The sequence below is a fragment of the Pseudomonas sp. IT-P100 genome (assembly GCF_949767185.1).
GTDB classification, from domain to species: domain Bacteria; phylum Pseudomonadota; class Gammaproteobacteria; order Pseudomonadales; family Pseudomonadaceae; genus Aquipseudomonas; species Aquipseudomonas fluorescens_B.
The window spans coordinates 23,091-45,317 of record NZ_CATKQK010000011.1; the positions used below are offsets into that span (position 1 = coordinate 23,091).

The 22,227-nt window shown below is 59.7% G+C and carries 25 protein-coding genes and 1 pseudogene; 13 read left to right on the forward strand and 13 right to left on the reverse strand.

The window, feature by feature from the left end; all coding sequences use genetic code 11:
* Positions 1-84: 84 nt before the first annotated feature.
* The 5 genes from ACM6IQ_RS08220 to ACM6IQ_RS08240 all read right to left on the reverse strand — a co-directional run bounded on the left by ACM6IQ_RS08220 (position 85) and on the right by ACM6IQ_RS08240 (position 2,874).
* Entirely contained in the window at positions 85-534 is a 450-nt protein-coding gene (locus ACM6IQ_RS08220; protein ID WP_017337134.1) for an LTXXQ domain-containing protein, read from the reverse strand.
* 249 nt (positions 535-783) lie between these two features.
* Positions 784-1,461 carry a response regulator transcription factor gene (locus ACM6IQ_RS08225; protein WP_017337135.1) on the reverse strand — a complete coding sequence of 226 codons (678 nt, stop codon included), beginning with the start codon at positions 1,459-1,461 and terminating at the stop codon, positions 784-786.
* Positions 1,462-1,468: 7 nt separating this feature from the next.
* Positions 1,469-1,867: a translation initiation factor 2 gene (locus tag ACM6IQ_RS08230; RefSeq protein WP_017337136.1), complete on the reverse strand. Its 399-nt coding sequence runs from the start codon at positions 1,865-1,867 to the stop codon at positions 1,469-1,471.
* 109 nt (positions 1,868-1,976) lie between these two features.
* Positions 1,977-2,276, reverse strand: a complete 300-nt coding sequence (locus ACM6IQ_RS08235) for a YciI family protein (protein ID WP_008156126.1) — start codon at positions 2,274-2,276, stop codon at positions 1,977-1,979.
* Between the two features lies 1 nt (position 2,277).
* Complete coding sequence (locus tag ACM6IQ_RS08240; RefSeq protein ID WP_017337137.1) at positions 2,278-2,874, reverse strand: septation protein A; 597 nt, start codon at positions 2,872-2,874, stop codon at positions 2,278-2,280.
* Positions 2,875-2,961: 87 nt separating this feature from the next.
* Between ACM6IQ_RS08240 and ACM6IQ_RS08245 the strand changes: the two genes are divergently transcribed.
* The 6 genes from ACM6IQ_RS08245 (at position 2,962) to rluB (ending at position 7,931) form a co-directional block, all read left to right on the forward strand.
* A complete protein-coding gene (locus ACM6IQ_RS08245; protein ID WP_017337138.1) occupies positions 2,962-3,825 on the forward strand; it encodes a PHP domain-containing protein in 864 nt (287 codons plus the stop codon).
* A gap of 13 nt (positions 3,826-3,838) precedes the next feature.
* Positions 3,839-4,468, forward strand: coding sequence for an L-threonylcarbamoyladenylate synthase (locus ACM6IQ_RS08250; protein WP_031318536.1), 630 nt, complete (start codon positions 3,839-3,841; stop codon positions 4,466-4,468).
* Positions 4,469-5,290, forward strand: coding sequence for a segregation and condensation protein A (locus ACM6IQ_RS08255; RefSeq protein WP_017337140.1), 822 nt, complete (start codon positions 4,469-4,471; stop codon positions 5,288-5,290).
* A gap of 11 nt (positions 5,291-5,301) precedes the next feature.
* Entirely contained in the window at positions 5,302-6,276 is a 975-nt protein-coding gene (scpB, locus tag ACM6IQ_RS08260) for an SMC-Scp complex subunit ScpB (RefSeq protein WP_017337141.1), read from the forward strand.
* A 39-nt stretch (positions 6,277-6,315) separates the two neighbouring features.
* Positions 6,316-6,507 carry a DUF1289 domain-containing protein gene (locus ACM6IQ_RS08265; protein WP_017337142.1) on the forward strand — a complete coding sequence of 64 codons (192 nt, stop codon included), beginning with the start codon at positions 6,316-6,318 and terminating at the stop codon, positions 6,505-6,507.
* A 155-nt stretch (positions 6,508-6,662) separates the two neighbouring features.
* Positions 6,663-7,931: a 23S rRNA pseudouridine(2605) synthase RluB gene (rluB, locus tag ACM6IQ_RS08270; protein ID WP_017337143.1), complete on the forward strand. Its 1,269-nt coding sequence runs from the start codon at positions 6,663-6,665 to the stop codon at positions 7,929-7,931.
* Positions 7,932-8,086: 155 nt separating this feature from the next.
* Here rluB and ACM6IQ_RS08275 read toward each other — a convergent pair.
* A pseudogene (locus ACM6IQ_RS08275) lies at positions 8,087-9,051 on the reverse strand (leucyl aminopeptidase).
* Between the two features lie 69 nt (positions 9,052-9,120).
* Positions 9,121-9,258, reverse strand: coding sequence for a hypothetical protein (locus ACM6IQ_RS08280; protein ID WP_017337145.1), 138 nt, complete (start codon positions 9,256-9,258; stop codon positions 9,121-9,123).
* An 895-nt stretch (positions 9,259-10,153) separates the two neighbouring features.
* Here ACM6IQ_RS08280 and ACM6IQ_RS08285 point away from each other — a divergent pair.
* The gene (locus ACM6IQ_RS08285; protein WP_414878492.1) at positions 10,154-11,566 is read left to right on the forward strand and encodes an amino acid permease; all 1,413 of its coding nucleotides are present in this window, start codon (positions 10,154-10,156) and stop codon (positions 11,564-11,566) included.
* 132 nt (positions 11,567-11,698) lie between these two features.
* Positions 11,699-12,112, forward strand: a complete 414-nt coding sequence (arfB, locus tag ACM6IQ_RS08290) for an alternative ribosome rescue aminoacyl-tRNA hydrolase ArfB (RefSeq protein ID WP_017337147.1) — start codon at positions 11,699-11,701, stop codon at positions 12,110-12,112.
* Here the strand turns inward: arfB and ACM6IQ_RS08295 are convergent.
* The 6 genes from ACM6IQ_RS08295 to phhA all read right to left on the reverse strand — a co-directional run bounded on the left by ACM6IQ_RS08295 (position 12,109) and on the right by phhA (position 16,582).
* Positions 12,109-13,323 carry an MFS transporter gene (locus ACM6IQ_RS08295; protein WP_414878493.1) on the reverse strand — a complete coding sequence of 405 codons (1,215 nt, stop codon included), beginning with the start codon at positions 13,321-13,323 and terminating at the stop codon, positions 12,109-12,111. The two genes, arfB and ACM6IQ_RS08295, sit on opposite strands and share 4 nt — an antisense overlap.
* Positions 13,324-13,427: 104 nt before the next feature.
* Complete coding sequence (locus ACM6IQ_RS08300; RefSeq protein ID WP_008030471.1) at positions 13,428-13,610, reverse strand: hypothetical protein; 183 nt, start codon at positions 13,608-13,610, stop codon at positions 13,428-13,430.
* Between the two features lie 78 nt (positions 13,611-13,688).
* Entirely contained in the window at positions 13,689-13,820 is a 132-nt protein-coding gene (locus ACM6IQ_RS08305; RefSeq protein WP_017337149.1) for a hypothetical protein, read from the reverse strand.
* A 316-nt stretch (positions 13,821-14,136) separates the two neighbouring features.
* Positions 14,137-15,330: an amino acid aminotransferase gene (locus ACM6IQ_RS08310; protein ID WP_414878494.1), complete on the reverse strand. Its 1,194-nt coding sequence runs from the start codon at positions 15,328-15,330 to the stop codon at positions 14,137-14,139.
* On the reverse strand, positions 15,330-15,686 hold the full coding sequence (locus tag ACM6IQ_RS08315) for a 4a-hydroxytetrahydrobiopterin dehydratase (RefSeq protein WP_017337151.1): 357 nt from the start codon (positions 15,684-15,686) through the stop codon (positions 15,330-15,332). Before ACM6IQ_RS08315 ends, ACM6IQ_RS08310 begins: the two co-directional genes overlap by 1 nt.
* A 104-nt stretch (positions 15,687-15,790) precedes the next feature.
* On the reverse strand, positions 15,791-16,582 hold the full coding sequence (gene phhA / locus ACM6IQ_RS08320) for a phenylalanine 4-monooxygenase (protein ID WP_017337152.1): 792 nt from the start codon (positions 16,580-16,582) through the stop codon (positions 15,791-15,793).
* Positions 16,583-16,862: 280 nt separating this feature from the next.
* Here phhA and ACM6IQ_RS08325 point away from each other — a divergent pair, with 280 nt between their 5' ends.
* From ACM6IQ_RS08325 to ACM6IQ_RS08345, 5 genes are all read left to right on the forward strand, one after another.
* Positions 16,863-18,425, forward strand: a complete 1,563-nt coding sequence (locus ACM6IQ_RS08325; RefSeq protein ID WP_017337153.1) for a sigma-54-dependent phenylalanine hydroxylase transcriptional regulator PhhR — start codon at positions 16,863-16,865, stop codon at positions 18,423-18,425.
* 363 nt (positions 18,426-18,788) lie between these two features.
* Entirely contained in the window at positions 18,789-19,529 is a 741-nt protein-coding gene (locus ACM6IQ_RS08330; protein WP_017337154.1) for a flagellar basal body rod protein FlgF, read from the forward strand.
* A gap of 45 nt (positions 19,530-19,574) precedes the next feature.
* On the forward strand, positions 19,575-20,360 hold the full coding sequence (gene flgG, locus ACM6IQ_RS08335) for a flagellar basal-body rod protein FlgG (protein WP_017337155.1): 786 nt from the start codon (positions 19,575-19,577) through the stop codon (positions 20,358-20,360).
* Between the two features lie 52 nt (positions 20,361-20,412).
* A complete protein-coding gene (gene flgH, locus ACM6IQ_RS08340; RefSeq protein WP_017337156.1) occupies positions 20,413-21,108 on the forward strand; it encodes a flagellar basal body L-ring protein FlgH in 696 nt (231 codons plus the stop codon).
* A gap of 42 nt (positions 21,109-21,150) precedes the next feature.
* On the forward strand, positions 21,151-22,224 hold the full coding sequence (locus ACM6IQ_RS08345) for a flagellar basal body P-ring protein FlgI (protein ID WP_414878976.1): 1,074 nt from the start codon (positions 21,151-21,153) through the stop codon (positions 22,222-22,224).
* Positions 22,225-22,227: the final 3 nt, after the last annotated feature.

Sequence of the window (22,227 nt, forward strand, 5' to 3'; positions counted from 1 at the left end):
GAGAGAGCCACAGAGGCTCGCTTCTACATTGAATTGAGGGGGCAGACCCAACGGGGTTCAGCCGTTGGGTCCAGGGTTAGCGCATTATTGCGCTTTTTGCGGTTGTTGCGCTTTCCACGCCTTGAATTCGGCCCATTCGGCGCGGCGCTCGGCCTGTTTTTTCTGGATCTCGTCGAATTGCTTCTGTTGATCCGGTTTCAGCAGGGCGCGCACATCGGCCTCGGCTTTCTTGTGGTTGGCGGCCATCTCGTCCTTCATGGCTTTCTGGTCGGCTGGCGAGAGTTTTTCCAGGTACTTGTCGACCACTTGCTTACGCTCGTGCATCTGCTCGCCCATGATCTTGCGGATCTGCTCGCGCTGTTCGCGGCTCAGGTCCAGTTGGCTGTACGGGCCTTTGCCGTGCATGCCGTGCATCTGGCCGCCGTGGCGCGAGCCGTCCATCGGACCACCCATCGGGCCGGCACCTTCAGGCATGGCCATGGCAACGGTCGGCAGGGCGGCGGCGAACATCAGAGCGATAAGAGTCTTGCGCATGGTGAATCTCCTTGTCTCGTTCCCGGTACGTTCCGGATGAGTTCAGATTACGGAGATCAAGGTCAGCGGCGGTCAGCGGAGCGTAAAGCTTGGGTAAAGACGATTTCTCGCCGACCTGACAAATTTAGCTGGCAGTGGCCTGTGGCGAGGGAGCTTGCTCCCGCTGGACTGCGCAGCAGGCCTTCTTTTGAGGCCGCTTCGCAGCCCAGCGGGAGCAAGCTCCCTCGCCACAGGTTGCTGTTGTCCGGTTTACAGACTGTAGTAATAACCACGGCTGCGCAGGGCGACGATACGCGGGCGGCCGTCGGGGTGGGGGCCGATCTTTTTGCGCAGGTTGCTGACGTGCATGTCCAGGCTGCGGTCGTACAGGGTCAGTTTGCGGCCGAGGGCGATTTGCGCCAGTTCCTGTTTGTCCAGCGGCTCGCCGGGTTGCTTGAGCAAGGCTTCGAGCAGACGGCTTTCGGACACCGTGAGGGTGAATTCCTGTTCATCGATGCTGACCACGCCGCGCACCGGGCTGAAACACAGATCGCCCAGTTCGAGCTGGCTGGACACCGCCGTCGGATGACTGCGGCGCAATACTGCGCGCAGGCGGGCGGTCAGCTCTCGCGGGTCGCACGGCTTGGCCAGGTAATCGTCGGCGCCCAGTTCCAGGCCGAGGATGCGATCCAGCGGCTCGCCGCGGGCCGATAGCATCAGCACCGGCAAATCCGGGTGATCGCTGCGCAATTGCTTGAGCAATTCCAGACCGCTGCCGTCCGGCAGCATGACGTCCAGCACCACGGCGGCCGGGGAGGTTTCGGCCAGCGCGCGACGGGCGCTCTGGCCGTCGTGGCACGCACGGACCTGGAAGCCTTCCTGGCTCAGCCAACTGACCAGCAGCTCGCACAGCTCCTGATCATCATCAATTAATAACAGCTCGCTCATGACTCACTCAATTTAGCCATTGTCGACGTTTTCGACTTGCACCACTGGCGAAGATACCGCAGAGCAGGGCCAATAGCGCTACTCCCGCGCCGATCACGAACCATTGCTGCTGGTCTGTGAGAAAACGCGGCAGCGGACTGCTGGCCTGGGCCTCCTTGAGTTGCAGCTTCAGACGCTGGTTCTCCTGGCGCAACCGGCTCAGTTGAGCGCTTTCGCGTTCGGCATCGGCATTTTGCAGTTGTTTGCTCAGTTCTTCTCGTTGCTGTTCGCTCACCTTCAAGCGCTGCTGCAACTCGGTGATCTGGCTGCCGGCGCTCAAGGACAGCGGCGTTGCGCTTTCTTCACCGTGGGCAGGTGCCACGATCGACAACGTGACCAACATCAGACACAACGGACCTTTGCGCATCGGAGCTCCTGATTCCAATCGATTATTGGGCAGGTTGTCGGCAGGCAAACGAGAATAATGAGCGATTGAGAGCGCGATGAACCGACAAGGTTCATCGCGCGGGAGGAATTTACGGCAGGACTTGCTTGAACGGCTTGACCGAAACGTTGGCGTAGACGCCTGCGGCGATGTACGGATCGGCGTCGGCCCAGGCCTGGGCGGCGCTCAGGGAATCGAATTCGGCGACAATCAGGCTGCCGGTGAAACCCGCAGCGCCCGGATCATTGCTGTCGACCGCCGGATGCGGGCCGGCCAATACGATACGACCTTCGCCCTTGAGCACTTGCAGGCGCTCAAGGTGTGCAGGCCGTGCGGCCAGGCGGGCTTCCAGGGAGTTGGCGACGTCTGTGGCAATGATTGCGTAAAGCATGTCAGTCCTCGGTTTTTGGCGTGGTGGTATCGGCGTCGTGCAGGTGGCGGGACAGGTAAATACCCTGGGCGACCAGGAACAGCAACGTCATGCCCAGGCTGCCGAAGACCTTGAAGTCGACCCAGTAGTCCTGGAACGTGAACGCGACGAACAGGTTGGCGGCACCGCAAAACAGGAAGAACGCGATCCAGGCGATGTTCAGGCGCGTCCAGACCAGGTCCGGCAGGGTCAGCGCGTGGCCCATGATGCGTTTGATCAGCAACTGGTCACCGATGAAGTGGCTGCCGATGAACGCCAGCGCAAACAGCCAGTTGACCACCGGGGCCTTCCATTTCAGGAAGGTTTCGCTGTGGAACGCCAGGGTCAGGCTGCCGAAGACCAGGCAGGCGATGAGGGTCAGCCACTGGCTCTTTTCCAGCTTGCGCTGCTTGATGAAGAGTGTGCCGTAGACGACCAGGGAGCTGATGATCAGCATCGCGGTGGCGCTGTAGATGCCTCCGACAGTCAGTTGATGACCGCCAATGTCAACGACCCGTGGGTCGATCTTGAAAACAATGAAAAACAGCAGGAGCGGGATGAAATCGATGAATTGTTTCACAGTGGCAGCCAGAAGCAGGATGTGGCGGCATAATAACAAACATATGGGCGCGCGATAGCGTCAGCTGATTTGAGGTAACACATCCCCGTGAATGTCGATTTGCACTGCCATAGCACCGCCTCCGATGGCGCTCTCGCGCCTGCTGTCCTGGTGGCGCGTGCGTACGAAAAAGGCGTGCGAGTCCTGGCCTTGACCGATCACGACACCCTCGAAGGCCTCGACGAGGCCCGCAACGCGGCAACGGCGCTGGGGATGCAATTGGTCAACGGCGTCGAATTATCCTGCACCTGGGGTGGCGCGACCATTCATGTGTTGGGTTACGGATTTGATGTGAATGCACCGCCGTTGGTCGAAGCCATCGCCAAATTGCACGATGGCCGTTGGCTACGGTCCGAAGAAATAAGCCGCAAGCTGGCATTGAAGGGTATGCCGGGTGCGCTGGAAGGCGCCCGGGCGATCCAGCAGGAACTGGGCGACAGCGGTAACGCGCCGGCCCGTCCGCACTTCGCCGACTGGATGGTGCGCGAAGGTTTCGTCAAGGATCGCGCCGAAGCGTTCCGCAAATGGCTGGGCGCCGGCAAGCTGGGGGACGTCAAGCAACACTGGCCGACCCTGGAAGAGACGGTCGAAACCCTGCGTGCGGCCAAAGCCTGGGTGAGCCTGGCGCACCCGTGGCACTACGATTTCACTCGCAGCAAGCGCCGCCGCCTGATTGCCGACTATATTCAAGCAGGCGGCCATGCGATCGAAGTGGTCAATGGCCATCAGCCCGCGGAGCAGGTGGGCAGTCTGGCGATTCTTGCTCGTGAGTTCGGTCTGCTGGTCAGCGCCGGCAGTGATTTTCATGGCCCTGGAGGCTGGTCCGAGATCGGTGAATACCGCCCGCTCCCGGAGGATCTGCCACCACTGTGGTGTCGATTCAAACATGACCCAATTATTGCCGCCGTCTGAACAGGTAGAGAATGTGAGTCAATTTTTCCAGATTCATCCGGAAAACCCGCAAGCGCGCCTGATCAAACAGGCTGTCGAGATCATCCGCAACGGCGGGGTGGTGATTTATCCCACTGACTCGTCCTACGCCATTGGTTGCCAGATCGGCGACAAGAATGCCGTGGAGCGCGTTCGCCGGTTGCGTCAACTGGATGAGAAGCACAACTTCGCACTGATTTGCAGCGACCTGTCGCAACTGGGGCTGTTTGCCAAGATCGACACCGGCACCTTCCGCCTGCTCAAGGCACATTTGCCAGGGCCCTATACCTTCATTCTCAATGCCACCCGCGAAGTCCCGCGGCTGTTGTTGCACCCGAAAAAACGCACCATCGGCCTGCGCGTGCCCAGCCACCCGATTGCCCTGGCGCTGCTGGAAGAACTCGGCGAGCCGCTGATGAGCGTGACGCTGATCATGCCCGGCGACACCGACCCGCTGACCGATCCGTATGAAATGCGCCAGTTGCTCGAGCATCAGGTCGACCTGATCATCGACGGCGGTTTCGGCGGCATCAAGGCGTCCACCGTGATCAACCTCGCCGACGGCGAGCCGGAAGTGATCCGCGTGGGTTGCGGCGATCCGACGCCGTTCATGGCCGAGGCGTAGATGTCTGCAGTAGAACCCGTTGTCGACAGTCAGGCCGGTGCCCAGCAAGAGCTGCCCTTCGCCATGGTCTATGGCCAGGCGGTCATGGAAATGCCGCTGGACCTGTACATTCCACCGGATGCACTCGAGGTCTTTCTCGAAGCCTTCGAAGGCCCCCTCGACCTGCTGCTGTACCTGATCCGCAAACAGAACATCAACATCCTCGACATTCCGGTGGCGGAAATCACCCGCCAGTACATGGGTTATGTGGAGTTGATGCAGTCGGTGCGCCTGGAACTGGCCGCCGAGTACCTGGTCATGGCCGCGATGCTGGCCGAGATCAAGTCGCGGATGCTGTTGCCGCGAGCCGAAACCATCGAAGACGAAGAAGACGACCCGCGCGCCGAATTGATCCGTCGTTTGCAGGAGTACGAACGTTTCAAGGCCGCCGCCGAAGGTATCGATGGCTTGAGCCGCGTTGGTCGTGACGTGGTGGTGCCCAAGCTGGATGCCCCGGAAGCCCGGGCGCGCAAGCTGTTGCCGGACGTGAGCCTGGAAGAATTGCTGATGTCCATGGCCGAGGTCCTGCGCCGTGGCGACATGTTTGAAAGTCACCAGGTCAGCCGCGAGGCGCTGTCCACTCGCGAGCGCATGAGCGACGTGCTGGAACGGCTCAAGGGCGGCGGTTTCGTGCCGTTTGTCGAGCTGTTCACGGCCGAAGAAGGGCGCCTGGGTGTCGTGGTGACCTTTATGGCGATCCTCGAACTGGTCAAGGAATCTTTGGTCGAGCTGGTGCAGAATGAGCCGTTCGCGGCGATCCACGTGCGAGCCCGAGCCGAATAACGAGTTGAATCATGAACCTGACTGAACCCCGCGAGCTGGCGCCACTGCTTGAAGCCTTTCTGTTGGCCTCGGGAAAACCGCAATCGCTTGAACGCCTGTTCGAACTCTTCGAAGAGGGCGAGCGCCCCGAGCCGCCAGTCTTCAAGAAAGCCCTGACGATTCTCGCCAAGTCCTGCGACGGTCGTGCCTTCGAGCTGAAGGAAGTCGCCTCCGGTTATCGCCTGCAGATCCGCGAAAAGTTCTCGCCGTGGGTAGGACGTTTGTGGGAAGAGCGCCCGCAACGTTATTCCCGTGCCATGCTCGAAACCATGGCACTGATCGCCTATCGCCAGCCGATCACCCGGGGCGAGATCGAAGACGTGCGCGGTGTGGCGGTCAACAGTCACATCGTCAAGACGTTGCTGGAGCGGGAGTGGATTCGCATCGTCGGTTACCGGGATGTGCCGGGAAAACCTGCGATGTTCGCCACCACCAAGGCTTTTCTCGATCACTTCAACCTGAAGAATCTTGACGATTTGCCGCCACTCGCCGAACTGCGCGAGCTGGAGCCAGACCCGGTGCTCGATTTCGACGACGCGCCGGTGCCGGCCGGGTTGCAGGAACTGGCGGATGCCAGCGCTGAGCCGGAGGAGCCCAAGGAAGAAACCAGTTTCCATACGCTGTTGCTGGAACTGGACACCATGGAGGAGGGGTTGAAGACCGACTTCGATGACATTCTGCGTGATAGCGCGGTGACCGGGACCGAAGAGGTTCTGGAGTTGCCGGCACCGGAGATTGAAGCTGAACTTCCGGTTGAGCCAGAAGCCACAGTTGAAGAAGAGCTTGAGGATGATGTGCTTGGCGTCGCCGAGGCGCGCGAGAAACTCCTGGCGGCTGTCGCTGCCCTTGAACAGGCGAAACCCGAGCCCGAGTTGAGCGACGAAGAAGCCGAAGCCAAGGCTCTCGCCGAAGCCATCGAAGCCGAACGCCGCGAGTTCGAAGACTGATCCAAATCCCACAGGGATTGGTGTCGAATGGAGTGATTGATGAGCTCAACCAAAGACCCCTGCATCAGCGTCTGCAAATTCACCGACGATATCTGCCTCGGCTGTGGCCGCAGCAAGCGCGAGATCAAGGCCTGGAAGAAGCTCGACAAGACCGACAAGCGCACAGTCCTCGCTGAAGCTTCGTTGCGCTTGATCAAACTCGGCGCCACCGGTCGGCGGAAATCCAGGTAACTGGCCATTCATCAGCTAGTCTCTGATGCGCAAACGCTCCCATGAGCGTATGATTCGCGACCCTTCGGCGATCCCTTCGCCCGAGTACAAGCTTTCAACTCTTCAGGACCCTCACTTCAGAGCCGCCTGAACAGACCACACCGGGAGGTGCCCAGATGAGTATCAACGACCAGAAAGACGACCAGGAAATCGGCCCAGCAGGCGAAAAACTGCAAAAAGTCCTCGCCCGTATCGGCGTCGGCTCGCGCCGTGACGTAGAAGCCTGGATCAGCCACGGCCGCATCAAGGTCAACGGCAAAGACGCCACCCTTGGCCTGCGCGTCGACCTGCATGACGCCATCACCATCGATGGCAAGGTGATCAAGCGCGAAGAAGCCGCCGAGTCGGTACGCCGCGTGATCATGTACAACAAACCCGACGGTGAAATCTGCACCCGTGACGACCCTGAAGGCCGTCCGACCGTGTTCGACAAGATGCCGCGTCCGAAAGAAGGCCGCTGGATCAACATCGGTCGCCTGGACATCAACACTACCGGTCTGCTGATGTTCACCACCGACGGTGAGCTGGCTAACCGCCTGATGCACCCGTCCTACGAAATGGACCGTGAATATGCGGTACGTGTACGTGGCGAAGTCGATGACGAGATGATCGAGCGCCTGAAGGCAGGCGTGGTCCTCGAAGACGGCCCGGCCAAGTTCACCGACATCAAGCAGGCGCCCGGTGGCGAAGGTTTCAACCATTGGTATCACTGCGTGGTAATGGAAGGGCGTAACCGTGAGGTTCGTCGCCTGTGGGAATCCCAGGGCCTGGTGGTCAGCCGCCTGAAACGCGTGCGTTTCGGTCCGGTGTTCCTCAACTCGGACCTGCCGATGGGCCGCTGGCGCGAAATGAGCCAGTACGAAGTCGACATTCTGAGTGCTGAAGTGGGCCTGACCCCAGTGGCCATGCCGCAGATGAACGCCAAGAGCAAAGACAAGCTCGAACGTATGCAGCGTAAATCGTCCCGTCCGGTCGGCAAGACCGAGCGCGTGCGTACACTGCGTCCAGCGACCGGCGCTCCGGCAGCGGGTCCGCGTCCTGCACGTGAGCCGCAGATCGAAGGCGAGCGTCCGTCGCGCAAGCCGGTTGCTCCGCGTGCCGATGGCGAGCGCGGTCCACGCACGCCACGTCCGGCCAACGGTCGCACCGAGCGTGGCGAAGGCCGCGGTGCGCCAAGCGGTGGTCGCAGTGATCGCGGTGCTCCAGCCGGTCGCGGTACGCCAGTGGCCGATCGTCCGTCCGACACCAAGCGCCCGGCCAAACCGGCGCCGAAGAAACGCCCGGGCATCGTCCTGGTCGACAAGGATGCACCATCGGGCAAACGCCGCGGTGCGCCAGCCGGTTCCGGCCAGCGTCCAGGCTTTGGTCGTCGCAAGCCTGAGTAAGCGGTAAGCGATACATGAAAAAACGCCAACCTCAGGGTTGGCGTTTTTTTTGGTCTGGCAATAACCGGTCTTCAGAGTGCAGGTAACCTGTGGCGAGGGAGCTTGCTCCCGCTGAGTCGCGCAGCGGCTCCAGGCTCCCTCGCCACAGGGGGGGGTTAGAACACAAACCGTCCATCAAACAGCGGCTCATCATCCAGCGCCAACACGCCATTGGAGAAGATTAGATCCAGATGATGGCTACCCTTCGCTCCCCCCCCAACCCCAGATGCAGCCCGCAATGGCGTTCCTCAAATCCGGCATTGCGCGCATACAACGCCTTGATCCCTTCATTGGTGCCGATCCCCAGCTCCTCGATCCGCCGATTCGACGGATTGGCGTCCAGGTACTTGTTGAAATCGTGTTCCAGTCCCGGCACTTCAGTCGCAATTCTGCCGATGGTCGAGTTCTCGATCCATAACTCCAGCGGTGACGCCAATACTCCATATTTGCGCGCAAACGGAATAGTACTGAGAAATGTCCCCATGAACTTAACCCGGCCATTAATGGCTTCGCTGTGGGTGGCAATTTCACCGGGTGCCAGATCAAAGTTGCCGACACCATTGATGTCAGTCCACTTCTTGATACTGCTCAATGGTGTTTCAAACCAGGAGCCGTGGTCATCCTTGAAACTTAACGTTGTTGCGTGGGACATGCGCTGGATCAAATGGCTGTTCAGTCCGGCAATGCGCTGCGGGGTGACACTGAACGTGTCGTAGAAGTAATCACCGTAATCCTTGAACAGCAGCGACTTCCTCCAGTTCTCGGCCATCACGCCTTGCAGGGCGCGGACAAAATCCGGGCCGTCGGGGCGTGGATTCGGCAGGGTGGAGGAGTCGTAGAAAAAAATGTACAGATCGCTGTCGATAATGGCCTGAGCCAGAAAATCCGCGGGTTCGAGGTCCAGTCGCAGCGAGCTCAAGCGAAATGGCTGGCTGTCGGATGCCTGTTCGGCAATGGCGCCGGTCAGTGCTGCGTAATCAGCGGTGTGGCCCAGCAAGACCTTCGCCGGATTGAGGCCGGCAAGGGCCGGGTGATGTTCGAGGTAGTAAAGGAAATGCGAAATGGCGCGTGGCTTATCCATGTAGTCCTCCCTGACAAACCGAGCGAAAGTGGCAGGCACAACCGGCCGGACCGTGCCTGCCGGGATGACTTACAGAGGCCACATCGCCGTGCCGAACGGAACTACCGCGTCGGCTTGCATCATTTCAACGGCGGCTTCATGGGTCGGTGCTTCAAACCAATCGTCCAGTTGCAGTTCAGTTTCCAGGTCTTTTTCCATTGCTTGCATGGTGAATCTCCTAGATGACTTTTGAGTAAGAACAACTTGCCAGTCGAGGCGGCTCGGCAAGTCGCTGAAAACCTAGTTCACTGGTTTTTGAAACGCAAAAAAATAATTAAATAAGATTTAATTGAACTTTTTGTTCTGTTTTTTAAATAGAAATTTATTAATAGAAAACAAAAAACTAAGCAGGCTTTTTCCTTAGGAAGCTTCCTATCGTCAATTTGCAGTCGTCCTACAGTTATGTCTGATTTGGCAAAGTTTCGTTACGGCATGTAAAGGAATGCTGACGAAATTGCGCGCTGAATCCCATGGATTCGCGTCTTCGGGATAGGTGTAAGGAAAACCTGCCGCCAGCACGCCGATTGATCCCCGCAAAAGGCTCTGGCGCGCTTGTTTCAGCGGCGCTGGAAGGGTGAGATGCGCGCCATGCCTGTCGTGCAGGTGCATAACAAGAAGGAGGCGCAATGTACGCCGTGACTGATCTCCATCTCTTCCCGTGGGACGGTTTTTCCATCGTTCACGCCCATGACCCGCAAAGGTCTGACTCATTTTTTGCAGCCGCCCGAGACCCTCGAGGCGGACACAGGCAATCCCGGCAACCGACACGCTGATCCAGCGGGTCTGGCAGCAGGGGGTTGGCGGTGTACAATGCGCCGCGTTTTACCTGTGACCTCCTGCGCAGCTGCGCAAACCTCAAGGCTATCCGCCTTGTTCACTCCGCCACGTCACGAGCGTGTCGGGTTCGATTTCGTCACAGATAAAAACAAACAGGTGACGCATGACCGTTGTAAATACGCTGAACTCCTGGTGCCTGCGCTGGGGTTTGATCGGCGCTGCTTAAAGTTGCAACCGAGCAGCAACGTCTACTGAACATCATCAAACCTTGCGTGAGACCCTTTTCATGAGTGGACAAAACTCGCATTCAGGCGAGCTGAAACGCGGCCTGAAGAATCGTCATATTCAACTGATCGCCCTCGGTGGCGCGATTGGTACCGGCCTGTTCCTCGGCTCGGCCGGTGTACTCAAATCCGCTGGCCCGTCGATGATCCTCGGCTACGCCATCTGCGGCTTCATTGCCTTCATGATCATGCGCCAGCTCGGCGAAATGATCGTCGAAGAGCCGGTGGCCGGTTCCTTCAGCCATTTTGCGCACAAATACTGGGGTGGTTTCGCCGGTTTCCTGTCGGGCTGGAACTGCTGGATTCTGTACATTCTGGTGGGCATGTCAGAGCTGACTGCGGTCGGCAAGTACATTCACTACTGGGCACCGGAGATCCCGACCTGGGTTTCGGCTGCCGGATTCTTCGTCCTGATCAACCTGATCAACCTGGCCAACGTCAAAGTCTTTGGTGAGGCGGAGTTCTGGTTCGCGATCATCAAGGTGGTGGCGATCGTCGGCATGATTGCCCTGGGCAGCTACTTGCTGGTCAGCGGTCACGGCGGTCCGGAAGCCTCGGTGACCAACCTGTGGTCCCACGGCGGTTTCTTCCCGAACGGCGTCAGCGGTCTGGTGATGGCCATGACGATCATCATGTTCAGCTTCGGCGGCCTGGAAATGCTCGGTTTCACCGCAGCGGAAGCCGACAAGCCGAAAACCGTGATTCCGAAAGCGATTAACCAGGTGATCTACCGGATCCTGATTTTCTACATCGGTGCGCTGGTCATTCTGCTGTCGCTGACGCCTTGGGACAGTCTGCTGGCGACCCTGAACGCGTCCGGTGATTCCTATAGCGGCAGCCCGTTCGTGCAAGTGTTCTCGATGCTCGGCAGCAACACCGCGGCGCACATCCTCAACTTTGTGGTCCTGACTGCGGCGCTGTCGGTGTACAACAGCGGCACCTATTGCAACAGCCGCATGTTGCTGGGCATGGCCGAGCAAGGCGATGCGCCGAAAGCCCTGGCGAAAATCGACAAGCGCGGCGTGCCGGTGCGTTCGATCCTTGCCTCGGCTGCCGTGACGCTGATTGCAGTGCTGCTGAACTACCTGATCCCGCAAAATGCGCTGGAGCTGTTGATGTCGCTGGTGGTGGCCACGTTGGTCATCAACTGGGCGATGATCAGCTATTCGCACTTCAAGTTCCGCCAGCACATGAACAAGACCAGGCAAACGCCGCTGTTCAAGGCCCTGTGGTACCCGTACGGGAACTACATCTGCCTGGCGTTCGTGGTGTTCATCCTCGGCGTGATGCTGTTGATCCCGGGCATTCAGATCTCGGTGTATGCGATTCCGGTGTGGGTTGCGTTCATGTGGGTTTGCTACGGCATCAAGAACAAGCGAAGTGCCCAGCATGCGTTGCAGGCTGCAGTGAAATAGCGCAGCGCGCAGAAACGACAAACCCGGCCATGTGCCGGGTTTGTCTTTTTCGGCCTACACAAAGCCCTGTGGGAGCGCGTTCTTGCCATTCATTCGCGGTATCCTGAAAGACCTCAACCCGGACGCTTTTCCATGCTGGTGATTTCCAACAACGTGCATCTGCCGGATGCCGAGATCGAATTGACAGCCATTCGCGCCCAGGGCGCCGGCGGGCAGAACGTCAACAAGGTCTCCAGCGCTGTGCACTTGCGCTTCGACATCCCGGCCTCGTCCTTGCCCGAGTTCTACAAGGAGCGGCTGCTGGCGCTGCGGGACAGTCGCATCACCAGCGAAGGGGTGTTGATCATCAAGGCTCAGCAATACCGGACGCAGGAAGCCAATCGCGCCGATGCGCTGGAGCGGCTGATCGAGTTGATCCTCAGCGCCACCAAGGTCGAAAAGAAACGTCGTCCGACCAAACCGACCCTGGGCTCGAAAAAGCGTCGGCTCGAATCCAAGACCAAGCGCGGCAGTATCAAGGCCGGGCGCGGCAAGGTCGATTTCTAGCGCGCTGCTCTTTCTTCGCGGTGCTTTTCATTAAGGTGCTTGGGGGCTTGCCGGTACAAGTAAACACTCAGGGCCAAACCGCTCAGGGCGGCGAGTGCGGCGAAAAGGAAGATCGAGGCAAAGCCGAAACCTGCCGCAATCGCACCCGCCAACGGCCCGGTAATCCCCAGTGACAAATCGATGAACAGCGAATACGCCCCGACCGCCGCACCACGGCTCGACGCTGGCACCAGATTGACCGCTTCCACCCCGAGTGCGGGGAACACCAGCGAAAAACCAAAGCCACTCAGCGCCGCACCCGCCAGTGCCCAATGCGCATCCGGCGCCAGCCACAGGAGCAACAGCCCCAGGGTTTCCACCGACAGGCAGGCAATCGCCACGCGAAACCCGCCGAGACGGTTGATCAGGTTGCCGAACAGCAGTCGCGCGCCGATGAAACTGGCGCCGAACAGGCTCAGGCACAGCACCGCGTTGTCCCAGTGTTGCGTGGCGTAATACAGGGTGATGAACGTTGCGATGGTGCCGAAACCGATGGAACCCAGCGCCAGACCGCAACCATGCGGCAGCACGCGCCCCAGCACATGCATGAACGGCAGGCGCTCACCAACCACAATGGGGGCTGCGGTCTTCGGCCAGGCCAGCGCCAGGCCCAGGACGGCCAGCAACATGATGCTGACGCCCATGCCCCACAAACCCAACTGGCTCACCAACAACACCCCCAGCGGTGCGCCGACGGCCAATGCGCCATAACTGGCGATGCCGTTCCAGGAGATGACTTTAGCCGTGTTCGCTGCACCGACCCGGCCGATGCCCCAGCCAATCGAACCGGAACCCACCAGGCTTTCCGCGCTGCCAAGCACCAGACGACCGATCAGCAGGCTGATCAGACTCAACACCGGCAGGCTTTGGGTCCAGGCTGAAACCAGCATGAACACACCACTCAAACCGCAACCGGCCAGGCCATACATCACCGCCAGTTTGCTGCCCTTGTTATCGATGATTTTCCCGGCGTAAGGACGGCTGAGCAGAGTGGCCAGGTATTGCACGCTGATCACCAGCCCCGCGACCACCGCGCCGAAGCCGAGTTCGCTGTGGACGTAGCCCGGCAACACAGCCAGGGGAATGCCGATATTGAGGTAGCCGATAAAGGTAAAGAGGACGATGGAAACAACTTGCAGCGTGACCGCCAGGGGGCGCTGTTTTTCAGACATGGGTAAAGGTCCACGGGGAAAGCAGGATAGATAGGCTGCTTATGATAGCGGCGCGAGCGGCCGCGAGGCGTGGAAAAGTAAAACTATTTGCCGGATGGGGTGTTTCAGGGCTTGGCGGGAGCGACCAGTTGCGTGGTGACCAAGGCGGCCAGGGCATTTTCTTCGCTGCCGAATCGGGCGAGCAACGCCGCTTGTTTCTCGGGGGAAAGGCGATTCCAGATCTCGATCATCTTCTCGGCGGTGCCGATCAGGACGCTGGCCTGGGTCTCACTGAAGTCATCGGTCATGGTTGTGCAACTCAAGGGTTCAGGCGGTGTGGAAAGCGCATGTTAGCGCTTTCCACACGGTCTGGCATTGCGAGTGTTTCAGTCTTCGCTGTCGGCCTGGCGGCGTTCAGTGGCTTCTTTCGGCTCGGGCTGTTGGGCACCGGCTTGCTGCGGGGTTGTCTGCTCAGTTTCGTGCAGGCTTGGGAAGGGGAGATTAGGGATCTCGTGCATGTTTCGCGCTCCTCGCAAAGTCTGTTGATAGATCTGGTAGATCCGCGCTTTTAAAAAGCCTGGGCAGGATACAGCAGCAGAAATGACAAACAGACTTTTATATCCATTTGTTGCGACGGGTGGGATTGTCTAGACAGGTGTGGACCAGATTCGCGAAACCAATGTGGCGAGGGAGCTTGCCCCCGCTCGAACGCGCAGCGGTCGCAAGGAATGCAAACGCGGTTCATCGGTAAAAACTCATTGCCTGCATGGGGCCGCTTCGCAGCCCAGCGGGAGCAAGCTCCCTCGCCACAGGGGAGCCGGCCATTGTTTCACATTACTTGCAGACGTCGGCGATAGCCTCAGCCAGCAGATCCAGACGCGTCGCATCAATCCCCGCCACGTTCGCCCGGCCGGTACCGACCATGTAAACGCTGTGATGATCGCGCAGCTGTTTAACCTGATCCGGCGACAGGCCGGTGTAGGAAAACATCCCGCGTTGCACACCAATATGCGCAAAACGCTCACGCAAACCATGCGGCTCCAGCGCTTCAACCAGACCGCTGCGCAGTTGCGCGATACGCAAGCGCATGGCTTCCACTTCATCGGCCCACAGGCTTTTCAGCTCCGGATCGCCAAGAATCGTCGCCACTACGGCAGCGCCATGATCCGGCGGCGTCGACCACAGGTTGCGGGCGATGTTGGCCAGTTGGCTGCGAATATCCACCAGTTTTTCAGCGGTTTTCGCGCAAACTATCAGCGCCCCCGTGCGATCCCGGTACAGCCCGAAGTTCTTCGAGCAGGAACTGGTGATCAGTACTTCCGGCAACTCGGCAGAAAACAAACGGGTCGACCACGCATCCTGTTCCAATCCATCGCCGAAGCCCTGGTAGGCGAAGTCGATCAGCGGCACCAGATCACGATCGCGCACCACGTCCAGCACCCGGCGCCAGTCGTCATGGGACAGATCGAACCCGGTCGGGTTGTGGCAGCAGGCGTGCAACAAAACCACATCGCCTTTCGGCGCGTCATTGAGCACCGCCAGCATCGCTTCAACATCGAGGCGGTTATCGCTGCCGACATAAGGGTAATGATTAACCTTGACCCCGGCCGTGGCGAAAATGGTTTCGTGAATCGGCCAGGTTGGGTTGCTCAGCCACACGCCGCGCCCCGGCAGGCACTGGGCGATGAAATCCGCGCTCAAGCGCAAGGCGCCGGTGCCCCCCGGCGTCTGGGTAACGCCGGCCCGTTGTTCGGCGATCAGTGCAGAGTCAGCGCCGAGCACCAACTCATTGATGACCTTGCCGAATGCCGGTTCGCCGTGACCGCCGATGTAAGTCTTGGTGGTCTGGCGATCCACCAGGCGCTGCTCGGCGAGCTTCACGGCCTGGGGAATCGGCGTCAGGCCGAAGGCGTCCTTGTAGACGCCCACGCCAAGGTCGAATTTGCGCGGGTTCGGGTCCTGCGCATAGGCCTCCATCAGGCCGAGAATCGGGTCGCCGGGTACTCGACCTATGGCGTCGAAATGCATTATTTGCGGCCCTCGGCGTCCTTGGCCACTTCGTCAGTGCGCGCGGCCATGATGAAATCGTTGCGGTGCAGGCCCTTGATGGAGTGGCTCCACCAGGTCACGGTGACTTTGCCCCACTCGGTCAGCAGGCCCGGGTGGTGACCTTCGGCCTCGGAGATTTCCCCGACCGCGTTGGTGAACGCCAGGGCGTGCTTGAAGTTCTTGAACAGGAAAACCTTTTCCAGCTGCATGATGCTGTCGCGAACTTCGATGTTCCAGTCAGGGATCTGCTTGATCAATACCGGCAGTTCTTCGTCGCTGACCTGGGGGGCGTCGGCGCGGCAGGCTTCGCAATGGGCTTGGTTCAATGTGGACATGGTGTGTTCCTGAAATCGAATGATTGGAAATCGGCCGTCAGTGTCACCACGCTAAACCAAAGCGTGGGTTCCTGACAGGCTCACTTGATTCTAAAAGCTACGGATCACGCGGCTTTTGGTTTGGGCGGAAATTTCGGGGCGTGCAAGCCCAGCTGCATGCCTTGCTTGACCATGCCCATGATGTCTTCGTGGGCAAGATCGAACAGGCGCTTGAGGTTCGGCAGGACAAAGTACAGCGGTTGCAGGATGTCGATGCGATACGGCGTACGCATGCATTCCAGTGGATCGAACGGCTGATGCTCAGGTTCGTCCGACAGGCAGTAAACGGTTTCTTTCGGCGAGGAGAGAATGCCGCCGCCATAGATGCGTTGGCCTTGCGGGGTATCGACCAGGCCGAACTCGATGGTCATCCAGTACAGACGCGCCAGGTAAACGCGTTCTTCCTTGGACGCCTGCAGGCCGAGTTTGCCGTAGGTGTGGGTGAATTCGGCGAACCAGGGGTTGGTCAGCAGCGGACAATGACCAAAAATCTCGTGGAAAATGTCCGGCTCTTGCAGGTAATCCAGCTCCTCACGGGTACGAATAAACGTCGCCACCGGGAACTGCTTGTTCGCCAGCAATTCGAAAAAGGTCTGGAACGGAATCAGTGCGGGAACCCGGGCAACTTGCCAGCCGGTGGTTTCGCCAAGGACCTTGTTGATCTCACCGAGTTGCGGAATGCGGTCGTGGGGCAGACCGAGTTTTTCGATACCGTCCAGGTATTCCTGGCACGCACGCCCTTCGATCACTTTCAGTTGGCGAGTGATCAGCGTGTTCCACACCGCGTGTTCTTCGGCGGGGTAGTCGATAAAACCTTGCGCATCGGGCTCGCGAGCCACGTATTGCGTCTGCTTCATGCTGCTCTCCTGCTAGGGGATTTCGTTCTTGTTATGTCCTGCCATGGACCTAGAAATACCCCAGGAATTTCGATGTGGCAGCCCATGAACGCCATAGCGCGTAGGAAAATTCGTCGAATTTCGTAAAGTTTTCGTTACGGAAAGGCCGGTATGGCGCAGCGCTTGAGATTTTCGGGTTTGAAAAGGCTCACAGGTGTCACATAATCTTGACGACTAAGTTGGCCCCTGCGCAGAAAAATTCCCGCAATGGGCCTCGATCACTCACGTTTCGGGCCTTTATATGCGTATCAAAGTCCACTGCCAGAACCGCATCGGCATCCTGCGCGACATTCTCAACCTGCTGGTCGAGTACGGGATCAACGTCGCTCGCGGCGAGGTCGGTGGCGAACATGGCAACGCGATCTACTTGCATTGCCCGAACCTGATCAACATTCAGTTCCAGGCGCTTCGTCCGAAATTCGAGTCGATTGCCGGTGTCTTTGGCGTCAAGCGCGTAGGACTGATGCCCAGCGAGCGTCGGCATATGGAACTCAATGCGTTGCTCGGCGCCCTGGAGTTTCCGGTGCTATCGATCGACATGGGCGGTTCGATCGTCGCAGCCAACCGTGCAGCGGCGCAGTTGCTCGGGGTGAGGGTGGATGAGGTGCCGGGGATTCCGTTATCGCGGTACGCCGAGGATTTCGATTTGCCGGAGCTGGTGCGCGCCAACAAATCGCGGATCAATGGGCTGCGGGTCAAGGTCAAGGGCGATGTATTTCTGGCCGACATCGCGCCGCTGCAATCGGAACATGACGACAGCGAAGCCATGGCCGGCGCGGTGTTGACGCTGCATCGTGCCGACCGGGTAGGGGAGCGCATCTACAACGTGCGCAAACAGGAACTGCGCGGGTTCGACAGTATTTTCCAGAGTTCAAAAGTGATGGCCGCCGTGGTTCGCGAAGCACGACGCATGGCGCCACTGGACGCGCCGCTATTGATAGAAGGCGAAACCGGCACCGGTAAAGAATTGCTGGCGCGGGCCTGTCACCTGGCCAGTCCACGGGGGCAGTCGCCGTTGATGGCGCTCAACTGCGCCGGTCTGCCGGAGTCGATGGCCGAGACCGAGTTGTTCGGCTACGGTCCCGGTGCATTCGAAGGGGCGCGGGCCGAAGGCAAGCTGGGGTTGCTGGAGCTGACGGCGGGGGGAACGCTGTTTCTCGATGGCGTGGGGGAAATGAGCCCGCGCTTGCAGGTGAAATTGCTGCGCTTCCTGCAGGACGGTTGCTTCCGCCGCGTAGGCAGTGATGAAGAGGTTTATCTGGATGTGCGAGTGATCTGCGCGACTCAGGTCGATCTGTCGGAGTTGTGCGCGCGAGGCGAGTTTCGCCAGGATTTGTATCACCGCTTGAACGTACTGTCGCTGCACATCCCGCCGCTGCGCGAATGCCTGGATGGTTTGACGCCGCTGGTGGAGCATTTCCTTGATCAAGCCAGTCGGCAAATCGGTTGCCCGCTGCCGAAACTGGCGCCGGCGGCCATGGACCGGCTCAGTCATTATCATTGGCCGGGCAATGTCCGGCAGTTGGAAAACGTGTTGTTCCAGGCGGTTTCGTTGTGCGAAGGCGGGACGGTCAAGGCTGAACATATTCGACTGCCAGACTATGGCGTGCGTCAGCCGCTTGGCGATTTTTCACTCGAAGGCGGACTGGATGCAATTGTCGGGCGCTTTGAAAAAGCGGTGCTGGAGCGTTTGTATTCCGAGCATCCGAGCAGTCGGCAGCTGGGCAAGCGGTTGGGGGTTTCGCATACCACCATTGCCAACAAGTTGCGTGAGTATGAGGTGGGTAAAGAGCCTGGCGCCTGAGCAGAGACCGTCAGCTCTTTGTGGCGAGGGAGCTTGCTCCCGCCGGGCTGCGCAGCAGCCCCAAAAGAACGGCCGAGGTCTGACAGGCAGATAGTGCCGAGGGTTTTGCGGCCGCCGCGCGCCCGAGCCGGAGCAAGCTCCCTCGCCACAGGGGTGAGTGCATCAGAAAGGCCGACCCTTGCCACTTACCGGCATAACACCGCCGGTTTTTCGTCTTCGACACAATCCCCCATTCCCCTCTGAACCCCTCAAGTCCTTTGTTTGCCGGGCCCCGCGCCGCCAGAAAAAAGTTGGTCTGCAAATTGCTTATGGCTCAGAAGTACAGCGGTGGGCGGCAAACGTCCGGCATGCAGAGGAAAGAGTGTGGACAAGTACCTTTATGTGGCAATGACCGGCGCCAGCCAGAATGCACTGGCGCAGAAGGCTCATGCGAACAACCTGGCGAACATCTCCACCAACGGTTTCCAGAAAGACCTGGAGCAGGCGCGTTCGATGCCGGTGTTCGGTGACAGCTTTCCGGCGCGAGCATTTGCCATGTCCGAACGTCCGGCCACCGACTTCTCTGCGGGCGCCCTGGTGGAAACCGGTCGCGACCTCGACGTCGCGGTGCAGGGCAATGGCTGGATCGCCGTGCAGAACCCGGACGGCGGCGAAAGCTACGTGCGCACCGGCAGCCTGAACGTTGACGCCCTCGGCGTATTGCGCGCCGGCAACGGCATGCCGGTGTTGGGCAACGGCGGACCGATTTCCGTGCCGCCCGAGCAGCAGATCGAAGTCGGCGAGGACGGCACCGTCAGCATTCGCGCGATGGGTGAAGGCCCTCGCGTGATGGCCGAAGTCGACCGCATCAAGCTGGTCAATCCGGATTTCAAGAACATGACCAAGGGCCTGGACGGTTCGATCCACACCAAGGACGGCCAGCCGGCGCAAGCCGATGCCAACGTCAAACTGGTGTCCGGGTTCCTGGAGTCGAGCAACGTCAATGCCGTGGAAGAGATGACGTCTGTTCTGGCCCTGGCCAAGCAATTCGAATTGCACATCAAGATGATGAACACCGCCAAAGACGACGACCAGGCCATGGCTCGGGTCTTGCAGATCAGCTAATTATCAGAACGTCGCGCCGTAAAACAGGCGCACGAGGAGAATCGAATGCTTCCGGCTCTATGGGTTGCCAAAACAGGTCTGTCCGCCCAGGACACCAACCTGACCACCATTTCCAACAACCTGGCCAACGTGTCGACCACGGGCTTCAAACGTGACCGTGCCGAGTTCCAGGACTTGCTGTACCAGATCAAACGCCAGCCAGGCGCCCAGTCGACCCAGGACAGCGAACTGCCGTCGGGCCTGCAACTGGGTACCGGTGTGCGCATCGTCGGCACCCAGAAAAACTTCAACGCCGGTAGCCTGCAAACCACCGAGCAGCCGTTGGACATGGCCATCGACGGTCGCGGTTTCTTCCAGATCCTGCAGCCGGACGGCACCACTTCCTACACCCGTGACGGCACCTTCCACCTCGATTCCAACGGCCAGATCGTCAATGCCAGCGGTTTCGCCCTGGAGCCGGCCATTGTCATTCCGAACGACGCACAGACCTTCACGGTCGGTCGCGACGGCACCGTGTCCATCACCATTGCCGGTAACCCGGCGTCCCAGGTGATCGGCAACCTGCAGACCGCCGATTTCATCAACCCGGCCGGCCTGCAAGCGGTGGGTAACAACCTGTTCCTGGAAACCGCCGCCAGTGGAGCGCCGCAAGTCGGCACGCCAGGCCTGGCAGGTTTCGGCACCACGCTGCAGAACACCCTGGAAACGTCCAACGTCAGCACGGTTGAAGAGATGGTCAACATGATCACCACTCAGCGCGCCTACGAGATGAACTCCAAGGTGATCTCCACCGCCGACCAGATGCTCTCGTTCGTAACGCAGAATCTGTAATCAAGTCTATGAGGCGACCCTGAGGTCGCCTGCAACACCGTGAGGTAGGGTCATGAATCGCTTTGTATCTGTTCTGGCACTGAGTGGAGTCGCCGCGCTGGCGGGTTGCGTCGGTCCGACGCCCAAGCCCAATGACCCTTACTACGCCCCGGTGTTGCCGCGTACGCCGTTGCCGGCTGCCGCGAATAACGGCTCGATCTACCAGGCCGGTTTTGAACAGAACCTGTACAGCGACCGCAAGGCGTTCCGGGTCGGTGACATCATCACCATCACCCTGAACGAGAAGACCCAGGCCAGTAAGAACGCCAACTCGCAAATCGGCAAGAACAGCAAGGCCAGCATCGGTCTGTCCTCGCTGTTCGGCGCGATACCGAACACGAATAACCCGCTCAGCGACGGTGATCTGACGCTGGACGCCGGCTACAGCGGCGACCGCGCGACCAAGGGCGACAGCAAGGCCGGGCAGGGCAACAGCCTGACCGGTTCGATCACCGTGACCGTCGCCGACGTCTTGCCCAACGGCATCATTGCCGTGCGCGGCGAGAAGTGGATGACCCTCAATACGGGTGATGAGCTGGTACGGATTGCCGGCCTGGTCCGGGCCGACGACATTGCCACCGACAACACGGTTTCGTCGACCCGCATTGCCGATGCACGCATCACCTACTCGGGCACCGGTTCGTTTGCCGATGCGAGTCAGCCAGGCTGGTTCGACCGTTTCTTCCTCAGCCCGCTGTTCCCTTTCTAGGTGGCTACGTTGAATTTCAGAAGTCTCATCGTTGCGGCCCTGATGTTGTCGGCAGCCTTCAGCGCTCAAGCCGAGCGGCTGAAGGACATCGCCAGTATTTCCGGCGTACGTTCCAACCAATTGATCGGCTACGGCCTGGTGGTCGGGCTTAACGGCACCGGTGACCAGACGACGCAAACCCCGTTCACCCTGCAGACCTTCAACAACATGCTCTCGCAGTTCGGCATCAAGGTGCCGCCGGGTTCGGGCAACGTGCAGCTGAAAAACGTCGCGGCGGTATCGATCAGTGCCGACTTGCCGGCCTTCGCCAAACCCGGTCAGCAGGTAGACATCACTGTTGCTTCCATTGGTAACTCCAAGAGCCTGCGGGGCGGCACCTTGCTGTTGACGCCGCTCAAGGGTATCGATGGCAACGTGTACGCGATCGCCCAGGGCAACCTGGTGGTCGGCGGTTTTGATGCTGAAGGTCGCGACGGGTCGAAGATCACCGTCAACGTTCCGTCGGCCGGTCGCATCCCCGGTGGTGCATCGGTGGAGCGTTCAGTGCCGAGCGGTTTCAACCAGGGCAACAGCCTGACCCTGAACCTCAACCGTTCCGACTTCACCACCGCCAAGCGCATCGTCGACAAGATCAACGACATGCTCGGCCCTGGCGTCGCACAGGCCATCGATGGCGGTTCGATTCGCGTCACGGCGCCACTGGATCCGAGTCAGCGGGTCGACTACCTGTCGATCCTCGAAAACCTCGAAGTCGATCCAGGCCAGGCGGTGGCGAAAGTCATCATCAACTCGCGTACTGGCACCATCGTGATCGGTCAGAACGTCAAGGTGTCCCCGGCCGCCGTCACCCACGGCAGCCTCACCGTGACCATTACCGAAGACCCGATCGTCAGCCAGCCCGGTCCTTTGTCCAATGGGCAAACGGCGGTCGTGCCGCGCTCGCGGGTCAATGCACAACAGGAAGCCAAGCCAATGTTCAAGTTCGGCCCGGGCACCACCCTCGACGAGATCGTACGTGCGGTGAACCAGGTCGGCGCGGCACCGGGTGACTTGATGGCCATCCTCGAAGCTCTGAAACAGGCCGGCGCATTGCAAGCCGACCTGATCGTGATCTGAGGA

Excerpts from the sequence above, each read along its gene's own strand:
- ACM6IQ_RS08220 (WP_017337134.1), bottom strand. The coding sequence starts at position 534 with ATGCGCAAGACTCTTATCGCTCTGATGTTCGCCGCCGCCCTGCCGACC.
- ACM6IQ_RS08295 (WP_414878493.1), bottom strand. The coding sequence starts at position 13,323 with ATGTCTGAAAAACAGCGCCCCCTGGCGGTCACGCTGCAAGTTGTTTCC.
- ACM6IQ_RS08280 (WP_017337145.1), bottom strand. The coding sequence starts at position 9,258 with ATGCAAGCAATGGAAAAAGACCTGGAAACTGAACTGCAACTGGACGAT.
- ACM6IQ_RS08265 (WP_017337142.1), top strand. The coding sequence starts at position 6,316 with ATGAGCTCAACCAAAGACCCCTGCATCAGCGTCTGCAAATTCACCGAC.
- ACM6IQ_RS08300 (WP_008030471.1), bottom strand. The coding sequence starts at position 13,610 with ATGACCGATGACTTCAGTGAGACCCAGGCCAGCGTCCTGATCGGCACC.
- ACM6IQ_RS08325 (WP_017337153.1), top strand. The coding sequence starts at position 16,863 with ATGCGTATCAAAGTCCACTGCCAGAACCGCATCGGCATCCTGCGCGAC.
- ACM6IQ_RS08285 (WP_414878492.1), top strand. The coding sequence starts at position 10,154 with ATGAGTGGACAAAACTCGCATTCAGGCGAGCTGAAACGCGGCCTGAAG.
- ACM6IQ_RS08230 (WP_017337136.1), bottom strand. The coding sequence starts at position 1,867 with ATGCGCAAAGGTCCGTTGTGTCTGATGTTGGTCACGTTGTCGATCGTG.
- flgG (WP_017337155.1), top strand. The coding sequence starts at position 19,575 with ATGCTTCCGGCTCTATGGGTTGCCAAAACAGGTCTGTCCGCCCAGGAC.
- flgH (WP_017337156.1), top strand. The coding sequence starts at position 20,413 with ATGAATCGCTTTGTATCTGTTCTGGCACTGAGTGGAGTCGCCGCGCTG.
- ACM6IQ_RS08235 (WP_008156126.1), bottom strand. The coding sequence starts at position 2,276 with ATGCTTTACGCAATCATTGCCACAGACGTCGCCAACTCCCTGGAAGCC.
- ACM6IQ_RS08315 (WP_017337151.1), bottom strand. The coding sequence starts at position 15,686 with ATGTCCACATTGAACCAAGCCCATTGCGAAGCCTGCCGCGCCGACGCC.
- scpB (WP_017337141.1), top strand. The coding sequence starts at position 5,302 with ATGAACCTGACTGAACCCCGCGAGCTGGCGCCACTGCTTGAAGCCTTT.
- ACM6IQ_RS08345 (WP_414878976.1), top strand. The coding sequence starts at position 21,151 with ATGTTGTCGGCAGCCTTCAGCGCTCAAGCCGAGCGGCTGAAGGACATC.
- ACM6IQ_RS08305 (WP_017337149.1), bottom strand. The coding sequence starts at position 13,820 with ATGCACGAGATCCCTAATCTCCCCTTCCCAAGCCTGCACGAAACTGAG.
- rluB (WP_017337143.1), top strand. The coding sequence starts at position 6,663 with ATGAGTATCAACGACCAGAAAGACGACCAGGAAATCGGCCCAGCAGGC.
- ACM6IQ_RS08225 (WP_017337135.1), bottom strand. The coding sequence starts at position 1,461 with ATGAGCGAGCTGTTATTAATTGATGATGATCAGGAGCTGTGCGAGCTG.
- ACM6IQ_RS08255 (WP_017337140.1), top strand. The coding sequence starts at position 4,469 with ATGTCTGCAGTAGAACCCGTTGTCGACAGTCAGGCCGGTGCCCAGCAA.
- arfB (WP_017337147.1), top strand. The coding sequence starts at position 11,699 with ATGCTGGTGATTTCCAACAACGTGCATCTGCCGGATGCCGAGATCGAA.
- phhA (WP_017337152.1), bottom strand. The coding sequence starts at position 16,582 with ATGAAGCAGACGCAATACGTGGCTCGCGAGCCCGATGCGCAAGGTTTT.
- ACM6IQ_RS08310 (WP_414878494.1), bottom strand. The coding sequence starts at position 15,330 with ATGCATTTCGACGCCATAGGTCGAGTACCCGGCGACCCGATTCTCGGC.